15 protein-coding genes are annotated in these 14161 nt (G+C 50.0%); 9 read left to right on the top strand and 6 right to left on the bottom strand.

Annotation, left to right across the window (positions count from 1 at the left end; genetic code table 11):
• Positions 1-9: 9 nt before the first annotated feature.
• Complete coding sequence (locus AC04MQ_RS01930) at positions 10-1425, top strand: HAMP domain-containing methyl-accepting chemotaxis protein (RefSeq protein WP_417862729.1); 1416 nt, start codon at positions 10-12, stop codon at positions 1423-1425.
• Positions 1426-1593: 168 nt separating this feature from the next.
• Positions 1594-2871: a hypothetical protein gene (locus AC04MQ_RS01925; protein ID WP_475390801.1), complete on the top strand. Its 1278-nt coding sequence runs from the start codon at positions 1594-1596 to the stop codon at positions 2869-2871.
• Here the strand turns inward: AC04MQ_RS01925 and AC04MQ_RS01920 are convergent.
• Positions 2852-3739 (bottom strand): DMT family transporter, encoded by an 888-nt coding sequence (locus AC04MQ_RS01920; protein WP_417862725.1) that lies wholly within the window; start codon positions 3737-3739, stop codon positions 2852-2854. The two genes, AC04MQ_RS01925 and AC04MQ_RS01920, sit on opposite strands and share 20 nt — an antisense overlap.
• 150 nt (positions 3740-3889) lie before the next feature.
• Between AC04MQ_RS01920 and AC04MQ_RS01915 the strand changes: the two genes are divergently transcribed.
• Positions 3890-4444: a DUF4383 domain-containing protein gene (locus AC04MQ_RS01915; RefSeq protein WP_417862723.1), complete on the top strand. Its 555-nt coding sequence runs from the start codon at positions 3890-3892 to the stop codon at positions 4442-4444.
• Between the two features lie 49 nt (positions 4445-4493).
• Here the strand turns inward: AC04MQ_RS01915 and AC04MQ_RS01910 are convergent, their stop codons facing one another.
• The 3 genes from AC04MQ_RS01910 to AC04MQ_RS01900 all read right to left on the bottom strand — a co-directional run bounded on the left by AC04MQ_RS01910 (position 4494) and on the right by AC04MQ_RS01900 (position 6767).
• Positions 4494-4901: a glycine cleavage system H family protein gene (locus AC04MQ_RS01910; RefSeq protein WP_417862721.1), complete on the bottom strand. Its 408-nt coding sequence runs from the start codon at positions 4899-4901 to the stop codon at positions 4494-4496.
• Between the two features lie 81 nt (positions 4902-4982).
• Entirely contained in the window at positions 4983-6395 is a 1413-nt protein-coding gene (gene glnA / locus AC04MQ_RS01905; protein WP_011162866.1) for a type I glutamate--ammonia ligase, read from the bottom strand.
• A 33-nt stretch (positions 6396-6428) separates the two neighbouring features.
• Complete coding sequence (locus AC04MQ_RS01900; RefSeq protein ID WP_015089459.1) at positions 6429-6767, bottom strand: P-II family nitrogen regulator; 339 nt, start codon at positions 6765-6767, stop codon at positions 6429-6431.
• A gap of 252 nt (positions 6768-7019) precedes the next feature.
• On the opposite strand from AC04MQ_RS01900, the gene AC04MQ_RS01895 reads away from it, so the two are divergent.
• The 6 genes from AC04MQ_RS01895 to AC04MQ_RS01870 all read left to right on the top strand — a co-directional run bounded on the left by AC04MQ_RS01895 (position 7020) and on the right by AC04MQ_RS01870 (position 12793).
• On the top strand, positions 7020-7622 hold the full coding sequence (locus tag AC04MQ_RS01895) for a gamma-glutamylcyclotransferase family protein (protein WP_417862718.1): 603 nt from the start codon (positions 7020-7022) through the stop codon (positions 7620-7622).
• Positions 7615-8097 (top strand): tRNA (cytidine(34)-2'-O)-methyltransferase, encoded by a 483-nt coding sequence (locus AC04MQ_RS01890; RefSeq protein WP_417862717.1) that lies wholly within the window; start codon positions 7615-7617, stop codon positions 8095-8097. Before AC04MQ_RS01895 ends, AC04MQ_RS01890 begins: the two co-directional genes overlap by 8 nt.
• Positions 8098-8227: 130 nt before the next feature.
• Entirely contained in the window at positions 8228-10894 is a 2667-nt protein-coding gene (gene secA / locus AC04MQ_RS01885; protein WP_475390797.1) for a preprotein translocase subunit SecA, read from the top strand.
• The gene (locus tag AC04MQ_RS01880; protein WP_475390795.1) at positions 10895-11677 is read left to right on the top strand and encodes a hypothetical protein; all 783 of its coding nucleotides are present in this window, start codon (positions 10895-10897) and stop codon (positions 11675-11677) included.
• A complete protein-coding gene (locus AC04MQ_RS01875) occupies positions 11658-12263 on the top strand; it encodes a hypothetical protein (RefSeq protein WP_015089464.1) in 606 nt (201 codons plus the stop codon). Before AC04MQ_RS01880 ends, AC04MQ_RS01875 begins: the two co-directional genes overlap by 20 nt.
• 86 nt (positions 12264-12349) lie before the next feature.
• Positions 12350-12793, top strand: coding sequence for an outer membrane protein assembly factor BamE (locus tag AC04MQ_RS01870; protein WP_041576814.1), 444 nt, complete (start codon positions 12350-12352; stop codon positions 12791-12793).
• Between the two features lie 8 nt (positions 12794-12801).
• On the opposite strand, the gene AC04MQ_RS01865 is transcribed toward AC04MQ_RS01870, so the two are convergent.
• Positions 12802-13494: a hypothetical protein gene (locus AC04MQ_RS01865; RefSeq protein WP_041576816.1), complete on the bottom strand. Its 693-nt coding sequence runs from the start codon at positions 13492-13494 to the stop codon at positions 12802-12804.
• A gap of 1 nt (position 13495) precedes the next feature.
• Complete coding sequence (locus tag AC04MQ_RS01860; protein WP_015089467.1) at positions 13496-14152, bottom strand: matrixin family metalloprotease; 657 nt, start codon at positions 14150-14152, stop codon at positions 13496-13498.
• Positions 14153-14161 lie beyond the last annotated feature (9 nt).

The raw sequence follows: 14161 nt of genomic DNA, 5'->3' as shown, positions 1-14161 counted from the left end.
GTGGCCGTCATGGGTTGGACTTTAAGAAAAAGACTGTTGTTTTTGTGTGTGGGATTCATCGTCGTCCTTATTGGAGTGGCGACGTTGTCGTATGTGAACTCCACGACACTGATGAATCAGTTCGACAACGTGGCTAAAGTTCAACTGCCGGCAGTTCGTAATATGACGCTGGCGGATATGATGCATGATGGATTGAGATCTGTTGTGCTGGCCTCTTTGTTGGCGGCGGAAGGAAACGAAGCCGAAAAGTTAAAGGAAACCGCTCAAGAGATGGAAGAAAAGGCGCAGGATTTTAAACAGTACCTGAAGACTCTGGAAGAGCTTCCACTGAATGAGGGCACTCGCCAGGCCATCGCCGAAACCAAACCTGAAATGGAAAAGTACATCGATCAGACCCGCAAAATTGTAGGTCTTGCCGGTACTCAAGGGTATCGGGCTGCTTTGGGCGAACTGGGAGAGTTCAATAGCAACTTTAAAGTTCTGGAAGAAAAAATGGAGTCTCTTGGCGAGCTGATTGAAAAGGATGCTGAAGTCGCCTATCAGTCCGGCACAGGGCTGAGAACTTTGAATGTGGTGGTGGCGGTCGTAGGTGTTTTGTTCTGTTTCGTCGGTGGATTCCTGGTCACTCAGAGCCTGGTTACCCGCATGACCCGTTTTGCAGCCAACATAGAAAGCTCTGGTGATTCCCTGGATGAAACCAGTGGACATTTAAGCAGAGCCAGCCAGGACCTGGCCCAGGGTGCCACCCAGTCCGCGGCTTCACTGGAGGAAACGGTGGCTTCGCTGGAAGAACTGTCTGGCATGGTGAAGCTGAATTCCGAAAGTGCGAAAACGGCATCAGCTTTATCGGCGGAAAGTTTCGCGGCTTCACAAGCCGGGGCGGATTCTGTGCAAAAGCTGATCGGTTCCATGGAAGCTCTGAAGCAGTCTTCAGCAGCTATTCGGGAGGTCAGTCAGGTCATTGATGATATTGCTTTTCAGACAAATCTGCTGGCTCTGAATGCTTCCGTTGAAGCGGCGCGGGCTGGTGAGATGGGTAAAGGCTTTGCGGTTGTGGCAGATGCGGTCAGGGGGCTGGCGCAACGAAGTGCGGATTCGGCCAAAGGAATTTCGAAGATGATCGAAGACAGTGTCACTCGAATTCATGAAGGCAGTGAGGCCGCGACACAAAGTGGAGAGCAACTGCAAAAGTTTCTGGATTCTGCCAAGAAAGTGCTGGAGATCAACAATGAGATTGCCGGAGCCAGCCATGAACAGGCCCGTGGTATCACCCTGATCAGTGAGGCAATGAACCGTCTGGATCAGGCGTCACAAAAGAATGCGCAGGTTGCTCAGGAAGTCGCGCAGACCAGTGATGAAATGTCGCAAATGTCCCAGGCTATGCAGGGACTGGTGAGTGAATTGAAATCTTTGGTTGGAAGGTAAACGTGCTTTGCCGGGCTCGCCCAGAGCCCCGTAAACAAACAACTCCGATTGTTTTTTCATTCAGAACTTGTGCACTTGCATACAATCTGGTGAAAAAAGTTTTTACACCGGGAAAAAGATTAAATTCCTAATGTGAGTCGGCCGAAGACCTCTGTGAACGGAGGTCCCATGGCAGGAACCACAAAAATCACCAAGTCTCTTTTGTTGGCAGCACTTTTGACTCTGGCGGCATGCGCACCAGCCAATGATTTCCCGGCGATTGATGAAACCGGGAACGAAAGCGCCTCGATAGTTCCGCAGATTCCCGAAGTGGAGTCCCCGGAAGAAGAAGCGGGCGGCAATGCCGGTGCAGGCGGTGGTTCTGCGGTCACAAGTCAGAAGTTGTTGCTAAATCAGGCGATGACCCTGCGTTATGAAAAAGCCGGCATCCTTGAAAATAAAGTCGAACTTCCGGCGGGAACCCAGATCGAGGTTCCGTCCAATTACGAAGTCAAACATCTGGATTACCGCACCTCCAGTGGAGCCATTGAAAGATCCAGCACCGGATTCCTGTATCCGGTGAAAATCGTTTCTGTCACTGATGCGTTCAAAACGCAGTTCCCGCAAAGCAAGATTGATGAAATCAACAAAACCTCGGGCGGGCTTTTCGTTTTTGCTTCCATTGTCGGAAATCTGGAAGGCACCGAAGGAAGCTTTGCAGTCGTTCAGGCGGCAACTCCGGGCGAAGGCTTTTTGAAGTATTATCAGCCCAATGGAAAGCCCAAGTTCAATTACGTTAATTCTGTGACCAAACGTTTTGGTGCGAAACTAAATCAGGGTGTAAAACCGGAATCAATGTCAGCGGCTCAGCGTGAAAAGTACCAGAGCATCTTTGCAGAACTGCAGAAAGCGGTAAACCGTGAAGTGGCCACGCCCAAGTCCTATTTGATGATCGATAAAAAGGTCGCGACCCAAAGATCCATCGACTTTGAAAAAACCGGAGCGATCACAACCACCGGGGCCTGGAGCATTGCGACTCAAGGGACGGCTGTTCGCCACGGGTTTTCTAATGTTCCATGTGCAGAATTTCAGTCAGAACTTTTGCGCCAGGCCTATCAGCGCGCAGGCTATCGGGTGACTGATGACTTTAACAAAACCAAAGGCAATCAGCTGATCTGGTCCAGCACCGCGGCGGTCGTGAATTATTCCATGGCGCTTTATAAGGCTGGCTGGATTGCCTGGGATTCAACAAAGTATCGCCCGATTTTGGGTGCAATCATGATGAATGGCGCGGGATATACTCCGGGGCATACTTATATTTCCGGCAGCAATGACGGTTTAATCATCGTGGATAACGGCGCCCCTCAGGGCCGGGATTTAAGAAAAACGACAGATAAAACGATTTCCATCATGTTCCAAGTGGGTGTGTTCTTCCTTCCTCCGGGAATCAACCCGCCCGCTTGGTAAGCGTCAGCACATTTCCCAGCAGACACAGAACCACACCCAGGATGATATAAGGCGTCCAGTGGAAGTTCTCAAAAAAGCTGGAAAGTGTCAGAGCAATCACCGGAGAAAGCACGCTGGTATAGGCGGCTTTCTCCGCTCCAATTCTTCCTGCCAAAGACAAGTACGCGCCAAAGGCGATCACGGATCCGAACAGCGCCAGATAGAACAGGGCCCCCAGGAAACGGGCATTCAGGGGAATGCTCAAATCATGTTGCAGCACCAAGGCCATAATCAAAGTGAACAAACTTCCGTAAAGCATGCCCCAGGTGTTGGTGACGACCACGGGAATGCGCTTTTGATAGCTTTTCTGCGCGACCATGTTTCCCATGGAAGCCGAGAGTGTTGCCAGGAAGCCCACCAGCAGACCCCAGATGGTTTTTGAGCTGGGATCAAAATTCAGAATCTCGTTCAGGAAAATAAATACGATCCCCACGCCACCAAGCAAAGAACCCCAAATCACATTCTGTGTGATGGGTTTTTTGAAGAACAGACGCATTCCGAACATGTTGTAGTAAACCAGAAGGGTGAAACTTAATGCCACCATCCCTGAACTGACCATCGTTTCCGCCACGTAAGTCAGCATGTAGTTGATGGAAAACATCAGCACGCCCTGACCTGCAAACAGCAGATGATCCTGGCGGGAATACTTCAGGTTTTGTTTTTTCCAGAAACAGAAAAGTAACAAGATAACCGTTGAAAGCAGGAAGCGCCAAAACACCGAAGTCACCGGCGATGCCGCATCGATCTGGAAGGTGATCACCAGCCAGGTGGAACCCCAGATAAGGGTGCAGATTGCATATAAAATCAGATTTTCAAACCTTGCAGGCATCGGCGAAATTTAGCAGAAGGTCCAAGTACGGTCACCGGATTCCTGTCGAATCGCATCTGGGCCAATGAATCTTGTCAAAATTCCATAAGACTTCTGCCGATGCCCCCGGGGAAGGCGGATAATGATGCTGTTTAAACAAAGGAGCATCTTATGGAACCGCAAAGATCGAACTTTGAAAAAACACCCAAAGAGATTCCGAAACAAGAGAAAGTCTCGAAACCGATTCAGCGTCCTGAAGATAAGCCGGTCGTACTGGCCGAAAATGAAACCTCGCCCGCGCAGTGGGTGTGCATGGTTGTCGGGGTGGCTTTTGTGCTGGTCGGAATGGCAGGGTTTGTGCTGCCGAACCTGTTTGGAATGCATCTGGGTTGGACCCACAATCTGGTGCACATCTTCTCGGGTATTGCGGCTTTATGGTTTGGCGTGAATAATTCTCTGATTTCAGCTGAGCGCTTCAGCTATATCTTCGGTGCTGTCTATGGAATGTTGGGCCTTGCCGGTTTCTTATTTGGTTCCAACACCACGATGATTCCGCCAATGATGGACTATGATTCCTTCTGGTGGCGTTTGATTCCAGGTTACCTGGAGCTGGGAACCGCCGATCATATCGTGCACCTTTTGATCGGGGCGGCTTTTGTGATCGGAGCCTGGCTGACGGCCCGAAAGCTGGATCGCATGGCGCCGAAGGGAACCACCTGGCATTGATTCAAGGATAAAAAAAAGCCCCGGTTTTCCGGGGCTTTGTCGTTAAGGACTAGTCTTCGTCCTCATCTTCGTAATCGTCGTCTTCATCCTCATCATCATCGTCGTCATCATCTTCGTCTTCATCGTCCTCATCGGCTTCTTCATCAGCCTCGATGCGGATCAACCAACCCTCTTCATACGGGTCTTCCATGATCAAAGATGGATCGTCGATAACCTGAGAGTTTACTTCCACCACAGTTCCGGCAACCGGAGTGTAGATGTCCAGTGGACCGTCATCAGTTTCAAGAGTTCCGATCACAACATCTTCTTCGACCTGTTCATTTTCTGCAGGAAGGTCCACAGAAGAAATGGATTCGAAGTCTTCAAGACCGTCTTCGTTGATACCGATAGTGATGAGTCCATCTTCCTTTCGGATCCACAGATAGCCCATAAAATTTCTTACGTCGTCAGATGCCATATTCTTTCCTTATCTAAAGCTGATCTAGTCCAGTGGTGCGAGCTTGCTCGCACCACATCCTCCGCGTGGCGGGGGGCGCGATTAACAATCGTAGTACAAGTGGAACTCGTAGGGAACCGGTCTTTGTTGAACCGGACGCACTTCTTTGTCGATTTTGTACTGAACCCAGGTTTCGATCAAGTCGTCAGTGAAAACATCGCCTTTTTTCAGGAAGCTGCAGTTTTTCATCAGATGATTCAAGCTTTCTTCCAAAGTGCCCGGAACAGAAGGGATCGCCGCTGCTTCTTGAGGAGGCAGACCATAGATGTCTTTGTCCAGTGGATCACCTGGGTTGATCTTGTTGATGATACCGTCAAGACCCGCCATCAGGATGGCTGCTTCTGCCAGATAAATGTTGGCAGATGGATCTGGAGTACGGAACTCAATACGTTTTGCCTTCGGATTTGGACCGGAGTTCGGGATACGCATTGCCGCAGAACGGTTTTTGAAGCTGTAAGCCAGTTTTGTCGGAGCTTCAAAGCCCGGAACCAGACGCTTGTAAGAGTTGGTTGTCGGGTTGATGATACCGCAAAGAGCCGGAGCGTGTTTCAAAACGCCACCGATATAGTGCAAAGCCATTTCGGAAAGGCCTGCGTATTTGTTGCCGGCAAACAGGTTTTTTCCATCTTTCCACAGGGACATATGGATGTGCATGCCGGAACCGTTATCACCGAAGATTGGTTTTGGCATGAAGGTCACAGTTTTACCGTAGCGTTTTGCCACGTTTTTCACGATGTATTTGAACCACATCATTTTGTCGCCCATGTTCAGAGCGGTGTCGAAGCGGAAGTTGATCTCACCCTGGCTGGAGGCAACTTCGTGGTGATGACGTTCCACTTGCATGCCGCATCTTTCAAGTTCAAGGCAGATTTCGGTTCTTAGATCCTGCTGGGAATCTGTTGGCAGGGCCGGGAAGTAACCCTCTTTCGGACGGATTTTGTAACCCAGGTTTTTTCCACCTTCGTCGCGGCCGGTGTTCCAGACAGCTTCGTCACTGTCGATCATATAGAAGGCAGAGTTGTTTGTTTGTTCGTAACGGATGTCATCAAAGATGAAGAATTCCGCTTCCGGACCGAAGTAGGCCGTGTCAGCAATGCCGGTGGACTGCATGTAAGCGATGGCTTTTTTAACCACTTGGCGGGGGTCACGATTGTAGGCTTGAAGTGTTTCCGGAAGGCAGACATCACAGATCAAAGACAAAGTTGGCACCTGCATGAAAGGGTCCATCATCGCTGTGGATGGATCCGGCATGATGATCATGTCTGACTCTTCGATGCCTTTCCAGCCGCGGATGGAGCTTCCGTCAAAGCCGTAGCCTTCTTCAAAAGCTTCAGCAGTCAGTTGGTGCAAAGGCACAGTCAGGTGCTGCCAAGTTCCAAGCATATCGCAGAACTTCAGATCCACCATCTTGGCGCCTTTTTCATTGGCGAATTTTAATACATCTTTACCGGTCATCGTGAGCCTCCCTGGGGGTTAAAAAAGCATAATCTAAAGAGCCTGTTCGTCCTTCTCACCGGTGCGGATGCGAAGGGCTGAGTCCACAGGAAGCACGAAGATTTTGCCGTCACCAATCTTGCCTGTGTGAGCTGTTTTACGAATGGCCTCGACAGCGCTGTCGACCAGAGCTGAAGGAAGAACCACTTCAATTTTTATTTTTGGAAGAAAGTCGACAACGTATTCGGCGCCTTTGTAAACCTCAGTGCGCCCTTTTTGCCGGCCGAAACCACGAACTTCTGAGACAGTGATCCCTTCAACGCCGACCTCTGAGAGAGCATCGACCACATCATCAAGCTTGAAGGGTTTTATGATTGCCTCAATTTTTTTCATCTACTTCTTTGTTCGGGAAAACGAACTTCTAAATTTGGATTTTCAAAAGGATAGCAAAGGAACTCAGGAATGCAAAAACTAGAAAGGTCATTTATTTTTTTTAATTTCGTAATAACGCAGACCAGTAAGTGTCACTCCTTGGAAAAAAAGAAAAAGCGCTGCCAAAGCGGCTTGCGGTGCCATGTGGTTTTTGGTACACACGGGACCTCATTTTCGGAAAATCAAACTTTGTTGTCGTACTCGGGGGGGATAATGACTACAACGCGTTTTTTCGTTTACGGTTCTTTTTGCGAGGGCATGGTCCATTTCGGCAAGATCCAGAATTTCGTGGAATCTTCAGTATTTGCAAGGGTTAAGGCAACTGCCTACCGCTTGAAAGTGGGCTTCCCGGCGATGGTCAAAGGGGGATCTGACCTGGTTCCGGGACAACTGATTGAACTTAAGGGATCCGATCTATTGTTGAGCCTGATGGATGAGTTCCACGGCTACAATCGCATGGATCCCGACAAGAGCCTTTACTCCAGAGAAGAGATCGAAGTGCACCCGGAAGGCATGTCCGCTCCGGTGAAAGCCTGGATCTATTTCCTGAATCCTCTGAAGCTGCCTGTGAATGCCACGGTGATTTCAGGCGGAGACTGGAGACGCTCCATGGAAGAGCAGCCGGTGCTGACTTCCAAACTGAGTGACAAGCAGGTCACTTATATTCAGAGACTGGGTCGCTCCTCTGGCCGGGAGATTGTACCGATTGATTTGACGCTCTATCGTGAGCTGATGAATCTTGAGCTGATCGTCGATAAAGGTCGTCGACTGGCGCTGTCCAAACTGGGCCAAGAGGTTTACAGACACCTTGCCTAATACAGAAAAGCTTTTCCGCATTGTTCTTATCGAGCCCGAAATCCCGCAAAACACCGGAAATATCGGGCGCACGTGTGTTGGTACCAACTGCGAACTGCACATTGTGGGAAAGATGGGCTTTGAGATCAACGACACCAACTTGAAGCGGGCGGGGCTGGATTACTGGCCTCACCTGACGTGGTACCGCCACGAAACCTTCGAGGACTGGTGGAAACACGTTGAAGATCCGTCCCGCATCTGGCTTTTTACCACCAAGACCCAGCGCACCTATTTTGAACCTCAGTACCAATCCGGAGACTGGTTCGTTTTTGGTAAAGAAACCAAAGGACTGGATCCCGAGTTCCTGCAAAAGCACCCGGAACAAACTGTCACGATCCCCATGATTGGGGAGGGGGCTCGCAGCCTGAATCTCGCCACCAGTGTGGCGATCGCGGCTTATGAAGGTCTTCGTCAGGTGCGATTTACATTGCGATAGTTTAAGGCTTTGGTCGGGGTCGCTCTCGAGGAAGTCTTTGAAATTCTGAATGAAATCGCGTCAATGACGCATCCAGAAATTGCCCCCTTACCTTGCCGCTTATGTCAATTTGGGTCTATCCTCATAGGCTATGGTTACACAAATTTTGACAAAAATGTTCGGAACGAAGCACGACCGTGAGATGAAAAAGATCCAGCCCACTGTGGATCGTATCAATGCCCTGGAACCTCAGATGGCAGCTCTTACGGATGATCAACTCAAAGCCAAGACTCCCGAGTTTCAAGAGAGACTGAAGAAAGGCGAAACAGTTCACGATATTCTGCCGGAAGCATTTGCGGTCTGCCGTGAAGCCTCCAAGCGTGTATTGGGAATGCGCCACTATGACGTACAGTTGATCGGTGGTTATGTTCTGAATCGCGGCAACATCGCTGAGATGAGAACGGGTGAAGGTAAAACCCTGGTGGCGACTTTGCCGGTTTACCTGAACGCTCTTACGGGTCGCGGTGTGCACGTTGTAACTGTGAATGATTATCTGGTTCGTCGTGACGCCGAACACATGGGCCGTCTTTATGGCTGGCTGGGTCTTACCACGGGTATTATTGTTCACGGTCTGACAGATCAGCAGCGCAAACAGATGTACGCTTGTGACATCACTTACTGCACCAACAATGAGCTTGGCTTCGACTATCTTCGCGACAACATGAAGTTTGATTTGAACGACTATGTTCAAAGACCTCACTATTATGCCATCGTCGATGAGTGCGACTCCATCCTGGTCGATGAAGCGCGTACCCCGCTGATCATTTCCGGTCCTGCGGAATCCTCCACTGACAAATACTATGCTGTGAATCAGATCATCCCGCACCTGAAGCGCGATGTTCACTTCAACATGGAGGAAAAATCCAAAACAGCCTCTCTGACTGACGCCGGAAACGCGAAAGTCGAAGAGCTGATGGGTCTTTCCAATCTTTACGATCCTCAAAACATCGAGATCCTGCACCACGTGTATCAGGGTTTGAAAGCTCACTATCTGTATCGTCTTGATGTGGAATACATGATCAAAGACGGCGAGATCGTGATCGTTGATGAATTCACCGGTCGTTTGATGCCGGGTCGTCGCTGGAGCGATGGTCTGCACCAGGCCATCGAAGCCAAAGAAGGCGTTGAAGTTAAGTCTGAGAATCAGACTTTGGCGACCATCACCTTCCAGAACTACTTCCGTATGTACGACAAACTGTCGGGCATGACGGGTACAGCTGATACTGAAGCTGTCGAGTTCAAAAAAATCTACAATCTTGACGTGAACGTGATTCCGACCAACCGTCCGATTCAGCGGGCCGATCAGGAAGACGTGGTTTACAAGTCTGAAAAGGCGAAGTTCAAAGCCATCACTGCCGACATCAAAGAACGTATGGCCAAGGGTCAGCCGATTCTGGTGGGTACTGAATCCATCGAAAAATCCGAAGCTTTAAGTTCTTTCCTGCGCAAAGAAGGCGTTAAGCACGAAGTTCTGAATGCGAAACACCACGAACGCGAGGCGGAAATCATCGCTCAGGCGGGTCGTAAGGGTGCAGTGACCATCGCCACCAACATGGCCGGTCGTGGTACTGACATCATGCTGGGCGGTAACGCCGACATGCTGGCAAAAGCGCAGGTGGGTAACGATGATTCTCCGGAATTCGCGGAAGCGGTTCTGAAAATCAAACCTCAGGTCGAAGCGGAGCGCGCGGAAGTTCGCTCTGTCGGTGGTTTGTACATCATCGGTACTGAACGTCACGAATCCCGCCGTATCGACAACCAGTTGCGTGGTCGTTCCGGTCGTCAGGGTGATCCGGGCGAATCCAGATTCTATCTGTCCCTGGAAGACAAATTGATGAGAATCTTCAACGGTGAGCGCATCCAGAAGATCATGGAAATGCTGAACATCCCTGAAGATGAACCAATCACAGCAAAAATGGTGACCAACGCGATCGAAGGCGCTCAGCGCAAGGTCGAAGGCCACAACTTTGATATCCGTAAAAACCTGATGGAATACGACTCTGTGATGAATGCACAGAGAAACGCGATCTACGGCATGCGCCGCAAGGTTCTGGAAGGTCAGGAAATCGAAAGAACCACTTTGGACTGGCTGGGTGATGTTGTTTCCAATCTTTTGGACACTCACATTCCTGAAGGCGGCAAAAAAGAAGAGTGGAGCCTGGAAGGTCTTAATAACTCCCTGGCACAAAGCTTCGGTTTCAAAATCGATTTCACGACTATGGCGGTGAACACTGAAACTGTCACAGACGGCGTGAAATCCGGCGTGAAAGAAGTTTGGGATCGTCAGAAAAATTCCATGGGTCCGTTCTTTGAACAGGTTCAGAAAATGATCCTTCTTCAAAGCATCGATCATCACTGGAAAAACCACTTGTACGTGATCGACAAACTGAAAGAGGGTATCTCTTTGCGTGGTTACGCTCAGAAAGATCCTTTGATCGAGTACAAAAAAGAGGCGTTCAAAGCCTTTGAAACCCTGAACAACACCATCAAGTCTGATGCGATCGAAAAAGTGATGCGCGTTCAATTGGTGGCTCAGCAGAACGAGCAGGAAGTTTTGGAAAGCCTGCGTCCGGAAGAAGCAGACCTGGATGAATTGGATTATTCATCTCCAAGCGAAGCGGACATCGGCCACAGCCTGCCAGAGACTGAAGATGCTCCAAAGCGCAAGATGACCTTCCAAAGCGGCCCTCGTGACGACCGTCCGATGAACCGTGAAGAGCGTCGTCGTCAGGAAAAAGACACGAAGGGAAAAAGATAATTGGCTTCTTGTCCAAGTTGCCACCAGCCGGTAGAGATTCTTGATAAGCATCTGGGGACTCTTTTCACGTGTTCCCACTGCAATGCGGTTTTCTTTGTCGACTGGAATGGACAGCCAGAGTTGGCACAACACGAGCCGGAGCCAGAAACTCCGGCCGAGTCGTTTTCAGAGCCTGCACAAAGCTTTCAAAACGGCACCGACTTCCAGGGTGGACAGGAATTTGTCCCTTATACTCCCGATAATTCAATCCCGGAACAATCCTATCAGGATCAGCCGTATTCCAGCGATCCGCAGTATGCTGAGCAGGCTTACGAGCCTTCTCAAGATCCGGGGATGAATGCGCCTCCGCAGGACAATGTTTCTTACGCTGAACCTGTCGAGGTTCCAGGGGACGTCCCACCAGCGGAAGAAACCCCTTACGATTTCAGTCAGACTTTGGATTCGGTGAATTCTCAGCCGATGGCAGAACCTGCACCGATGTCTTCAGACACGGCGGATTTTTCTGATGTCACTGATTTTGCCAACGCCGACACGGCGGTGGGCCCACTGGCTTACACGGTCACGATTGATGGGATTGAATCCAGTCGATTGGTGACCCAGCTTCGCGAGGCGATGACTGATTCCCGCTTTGGCTGGGATGTGACGGATCTGCTGTCGCACGTGGGCGGCGGAAGGCTTGTATTACGTGGGCTGACCCCGGCTAAAGCATCTGTCCTTATCAACCGAATAAAGTATCTGCCTTTTAAAATTTCCTGGAGGCAAGATGTCCTGTCTGGTTCCTAAAATTTCGTTAAGCTTTTTGACAATTCTTTTGTCTGCTTCCGTGGCTTTGGCCAGCGGGGGGGAAGAGCATGGCGGAGGCCACGGCGAAAAAAAGGAAGCGGCCCCGAAAGAGGTCAAATCCCGCGAAGAAAGCTATGGCGTGGTTCAGGCGCGGGTGGCGGCTTTGGAAGCCAAGATCAAGGCCGGGGAAACTGAAATTCAGAAACTGATTCTGGAAAAACAGCACACCAAGGACCCCGCCAAGGTGAATGAGATTCTGGGCCACATGATGACCTTGCACAAGGACATGGCAAAGAATCTTAAAGACTACGACAAAGAAAGAACTTTGCTGAAATACCGCTATCCTGAAAAGGGTCTGGCGGATAAGCGCGAATACGAGCGCATTGATTTAAAGACCATCGAAGAAATGGAAAATCAGATGAGCCTGGGTTCATCCGTGAAACGCACCCTGAAGAAGGTTCGCAGTCAGTACGACACACCGGAAGATGTAAAAAAGGTGGAAGCCTCTGAGGCTGCTGACGGGCATAAAAAGTCCGCCCCTCAGGCCCCGGCCAGTCTGACCGATCCGGTCATCCTGAAAAAATAAAAAACCCTGTCCCAGTTTGAGACAAAAGAAAGTTGCTCGCTTTCGAGGAACGGGCGAAGCTGGTACCTTAGAAGAATGGGGGAAGTATGCTCCGATATGCGGCTATACCGTTGATTTCGCTTGGCCTGATGCTGTCTGCCTGCCAGACATCCATGCTGAAGCAGTTTGAAGAAATCACGCCAGGAATGGAAAAAGACGACGTTCTGGATCTGATGGGAAGCCCCACCCAAACTCAAAGATTTCATGGCAAAGACCGTTGGACTTATGTGTTCTATGATAAGCGCATCAAGTTTGTGAAAGAAGTGCAGTTCTTTGAAGGCAACGCCATCTATGTTGGTGATATCTGGCAGCCGCCGGCAGAAAAGAATGCCGTGGCTCTGGATTCATTGAACGATCGCAAGAACCGCGAGATCGACGAACAGATTGCCCGCGATGTTGAAGGTCACCGTCGTTCCTATGATGAGTATGAAAAGAAATCAAAGGGCGAGGACAAGGTTCGTTATGTTCCGGATTTCGAGCCGGTTCGTTAAGGCAGGTTTTACTGACCCTGGGGCAATACCAGGGGTTCACCCAAGACAGAGATCACTTCATAACCGGTGATCTCTAAAGTGTCTGAAGCATCTTTTCCATAAAACTTCACGCCGGTCCAAGCCCACTCGCGCGGCCATTCATCCACGACATTGCGGAAGAAGATTTTGCCACCTTCACGAATGCCGGGGGCGGTGATGTCGAATTCAAAGTCACTGACCGGGCTTGCAAAGATCCGTGCAAACGGAATCGGGAAGGCTGCGATGTGATTCTGATCATCGCTGACCACGCAAGGAATTCGCACGACCATCTTCGGAATTTCACCGGAAATCGCCACGCCTTCTGCCGAGAACAAAAGATCCACGGTCGGATAGCGGTCACACACAAATACGCGGGACCCGGCAGGGCTTTTCATCAGGAACAGACCCAGCTTGATGCCGGGGCCATCGCTGAACTGATCCACTTCGACATTTTTTAGAATCTGGTATTTGAAGGCTTTTTTAAATTCTTCAGGGGATGCTTCGCTCAAATCGAAACTGTCAGAGATCGTGCCCACCGAACTTAATCCACCGTCGGAGGCGACTTTGCGTTTCGGCGAAAGTTTCTCGTTCAGAGTGTGCAATATAAACGGAAGAGCCGCCATCAGTAAGATCAGGCTCATCATGCGCGACATTTTTTGTGGCGGTGACTTTTGTCTCTTCATATTAATACTCGCACTTTATTGTATCACGATCCGCCTGAGTCAGGGTGTTGCGGATTGTGTCTGAACTTAGAATACTCCACATAACGCTGGCTATGGTGTTGTCGCGGTGTTTGAGACCCAACACATGTCCCAGTTCGTGCACCATCAAACTTTCCAGATGCACACCCGAACCCATAGACGGGGTGTCGTAAGTAAAGAAGTTAAAGAACTGATCGTTCAGAATCAGATCCGCTTCATAGATCTGGTTCGAGCGCCAGTACAGGGTCGTTAAAGCCTGATAGTTCTTTTTCGGAGCTTCCTGCCAGGGCCACGCTGTCAGGACGTGTACGGTGCTTTTGGCATCCTTGGCGGCGGCGTTGGCCTGGGAATCTGTCACGTGACTGAAGGTGAACAAAGTCATCCCGGCAGCGTCGTTCCAGTGCTGGGCGGCTTTGTTAAGCGCATCTTCGTATTCAGCCGGATAGCTGCTGTGAAGTTTTAATTTTACCGGAATGTTGGATTTCCAGGAAACACGCTGACCGTAAGAGTTCTGTACGAATCCGCAGTCGGCTTGATTTTCACTGGCTAATAGATCGTCGTCGCCGGGCCCAAGATTGGGGCCTTTTTCGCAGGCGCACAAAGATAGAAGGGTGAAAGAAAGGACGATCCACTTGAACATATACTTGTC

Source organism: Bdellovibrio sp. MYbb2, assembly GCF_056175685.1.
Note: the sequence above shows the minus strand (reverse complement) of the source record. Positions and strands in the feature narration are given on the sequence as shown.

Excerpts from the sequence above, each read along its gene's own strand:
- AC04MQ_RS01930 (WP_417862729.1), top strand. The coding sequence starts at position 10 with ATGGGTTGGACTTTAAGAAAAAGACTGTTGTTTTTGTGTGTGGGATTC.
- AC04MQ_RS01925 (WP_475390801.1), top strand. The coding sequence starts at position 1,594 with ATGGCAGGAACCACAAAAATCACCAAGTCTCTTTTGTTGGCAGCACTT.
- AC04MQ_RS01920 (WP_417862725.1), bottom strand. The coding sequence starts at position 3,739 with ATGCCTGCAAGGTTTGAAAATCTGATTTTATATGCAATCTGCACCCTT.
- AC04MQ_RS01915 (WP_417862723.1), top strand. The coding sequence starts at position 3,890 with ATGGAACCGCAAAGATCGAACTTTGAAAAAACACCCAAAGAGATTCCG.
- AC04MQ_RS01910 (WP_417862721.1), bottom strand. The coding sequence starts at position 4,901 with ATGGCATCTGACGACGTAAGAAATTTTATGGGCTATCTGTGGATCCGA.
- glnA (WP_011162866.1), bottom strand. The coding sequence starts at position 6,395 with ATGACCGGTAAAGATGTATTAAAATTCGCCAATGAAAAAGGCGCCAAG.
- AC04MQ_RS01900 (WP_015089459.1), bottom strand. The coding sequence starts at position 6,767 with ATGAAAAAAATTGAGGCAATCATAAAACCCTTCAAGCTTGATGATGTG.
- AC04MQ_RS01895 (WP_417862718.1), top strand. The coding sequence starts at position 7,020 with ATGACTACAACGCGTTTTTTCGTTTACGGTTCTTTTTGCGAGGGCATG.
- secA (WP_475390797.1), top strand. The coding sequence starts at position 8,228 with ATGGTTACACAAATTTTGACAAAAATGTTCGGAACGAAGCACGACCGT.
- AC04MQ_RS01875 (WP_015089464.1), top strand. The coding sequence starts at position 11,658 with ATGTCCTGTCTGGTTCCTAAAATTTCGTTAAGCTTTTTGACAATTCTT.
- AC04MQ_RS01870 (WP_041576814.1), top strand. The coding sequence starts at position 12,350 with ATGCTCCGATATGCGGCTATACCGTTGATTTCGCTTGGCCTGATGCTG.
- AC04MQ_RS01865 (WP_041576816.1), bottom strand. The coding sequence starts at position 13,494 with ATGAAGAGACAAAAGTCACCGCCACAAAAAATGTCGCGCATGATGAGC.
- AC04MQ_RS01860 (WP_015089467.1), bottom strand. The coding sequence starts at position 14,152 with ATGTTCAAGTGGATCGTCCTTTCTTTCACCCTTCTATCTTTGTGCGCC.